Below are 2,188 nucleotides of genomic sequence, written 5' to 3'. Positions count from 1 at the left end.
CCGACCTCTCCAACTCTGACCTGGCTGCGGCCATCGCGCGGCTGGTGGGCGAAGGCGCGAGCACCAAGGAGATTGCCGCGCTGTGCGCGCTCAAGGACTATCAGGTCGCCGCATTCCGGCAGGCGGGCAACTTCCCGCCCGCCCTTAGTGCGCGCCTGGACACGTCTGACATGCGCGCGCTCTACGACCTGTACCGCCAGTGGGGCAAGACGCCAAGAGAGGTCATTGCTGCCTTGCCCGAACCTAGCGTGTTCATCAGCGTGACCGAGGCCAGGCGCATCATTGGCGCGATCACCGGCAAGCCGACCGGCTCCATCGTGCTCGAGCGCGCCCGGGTGGAGGTTTTTCAGGAGCGCGGCCAGACGCTGCCAGGCGGTGAGCCCGAGACAGCGCCCCCGGTGCGCGAGCCTTCCCCGGAAAAACCAATCCCACCGATCGAGGAGCCTGCTGCCTCAAGAGACTTGCCGGTGCAGGCCAGGTCTAAAGCTGCCCCGGGTACTGTCCAGGCGTTTGGGACCGGCGCACCCGTGTTCCTCGTCGCTGCGGGCGACGGGCGCAGTGGCCGGCTGGTGGTGGACCGGCGGGCCAGCCGGGCAGGGTGGGCACGGGTTTTTTATGCCACCGGCGAGGAGGAGGTGGACGTCACGCAACTGCGGATCGTTCGCATCGAGTAGGTAAGGGCAGTGCGCCTTGCCCGCTTGCCGGCGGGCGCTGTCGATGAACCTGTCAAGGTTGGCGGCCGGCCTACTGCGCCTTCTCCAGTGTTGCAGCAAAGGCTCAAACGCCCTTGTCGTCCATAAGCCGGAAAAAAGGACCCGCAAAGCGGGCCCCTCAAATCAATGCACAGTTTCTTTGTCATGCCGGGCCGAAGCTTGCAGCCCCAGCCTTTGCCAATGTTTTTTCAAAACGCTGAAAACTGTTTCGAGCAAAAGCTCAATTCCGCCACGCTGTGCGCCGGCGCTCGCCTTGCGTGCGTGTTCTTTGTCCGATTCGCGTGGCCTTGGCGTCAGCCGATCACGACATCAGGCGTTTGTCGCATTGCCTGAGCGTTTCCTCGGGCATCAGGATGGTCAGGCTGACGTGATGCACCGCCTTGCTCTGCGGGGCCGGCGGTATCCGCGCCGGCTCGGTCATATCCTTGACTACCCGGAAATACTCCATCATCACTTGCTCACGGACGGTTTTCGCTAACGGCATCGCAAACACCTGCAGCGCCAGCAGTTCATGCGCCCCGATGCGGCTGCGCCACACGAGCGCATCGGCCCCATCGTTGTTTGCCAGCGAAATAGCCAACGTTCCCCGGGCCATGGCGGCCAAAAACGCTGCAACCTTCGGTTCAAACAACGGCAACAGGAAACGGTGCTGGAATCCCTGACGCTGCTGCATCAGGACTGCGTAGCTGCCACCGGCCGGCGTTGAGAATGCCGTAATGCGTTCGTGCAAGCCGTGCTCGCCATGCGCGGCTTGCAGCCCTGCAAACATCTTGGTGCAGACGTCCCCGCACAGCGTCCAGTGTCCGGCAAGTTCGTTTCGGACCGCCTCAGGGTAGCAGGCCGTGGCGGCATTGACTTGCGCCGGTGTCATGAGCCGTCCGAAATACAGCGCGGGCTGTGGCCTTTGGCTACCGGCCGAATCGGCCGGTTTTTGTAGTGGAGTGTTGATTGTCATGGTGTCCTCATGGGTTTGTGCCGAATTGGCACGCAGCGTATAGGCACGTCTAGAAAACTGCCGTTGATCCGCCTAAGCACCCACCTTAATAAGCGGTCGTTGCAAACCCACAGCTCCATCAAGCGGGCACGACTGGCTCGATTAGTGGACCAACGCCAACCCTGTGTTCACCCAATTGCCGCGCCCTGTTTTTTCCCGGTGACTACACGTAGTGCCAAGGCAATTGATTACACAAAGGAAATTTCATGAAAGACGAATTGAGTGAGCTCATCGAGCTCTTGATAGACATCGCCATGACGCCGAAGAAAACCATCAACAGCACGGAAACGGAAAAAACATGCCAGTCGCAGCCATTTACGCCCGCTACTCGACCGACGAGCAGCGCCCCACCAGCATTGAAGACCAGGTGCGGCGTTGCCGTGACACGGCCGGCAAGGAAAAACTCACGGTAGAGGTAACCGGTAACCCTGCGGCGTTGTTGACGCGTAAGCCCGAATGCTCAGGAAGGTCGGAGTCAGGG

The 2,188-nt window shown here is 61.3% G+C and carries 2 protein-coding genes and 1 pseudogene; 2 read left to right on the top strand and 1 reads right to left on the bottom strand.

The window, feature by feature from the left end:
* A pseudogene (locus tag EC86_RS25745) lies at positions 1–674 on the top strand (transcriptional repressor KorB C-terminal beta-barrel domain-containing protein); the annotation flags it as partial.
* Between the two features lie 340 nt (positions 675–1,014).
* On the opposite strand, the gene EC86_RS0100190 reads toward EC86_RS25745, so the two are convergent.
* A complete protein-coding gene (locus EC86_RS0100190; RefSeq protein WP_156955133.1) occupies positions 1,015–1,668 on the bottom strand; it encodes a hypothetical protein in 654 nt (217 codons plus the stop codon).
* A gap of 337 nt (positions 1,669–2,005) precedes the next feature.
* Here EC86_RS0100190 and EC86_RS29750 point away from each other — a divergent pair.
* Positions 2,006–2,188, top strand: a 183-nt coding sequence (locus EC86_RS29750) for a recombinase family protein (protein ID WP_232229740.1), incomplete at its 3' end; no start/stop codon positions are given.

The sequence above is a fragment of the Polaromonas glacialis genome (assembly GCF_000709345.1).
Classification (GTDB): domain Bacteria; phylum Pseudomonadota; class Gammaproteobacteria; order Burkholderiales; family Burkholderiaceae_C; genus Polaromonas; species Polaromonas glacialis.
The sequence above is the reverse complement of the archived record's forward strand: the minus strand, read 5'-3'. Positions and strand labels throughout refer to the sequence as shown.

What these genes read in the sequence shown, in the direction of transcription:
- EC86_RS0100190 (WP_156955133.1), bottom strand. Translation starts at nt 1,668, where the DNA reads ATGACAATCAACACTCCACTACAAAAACCGGCCGATTCGGCCGGTAGC.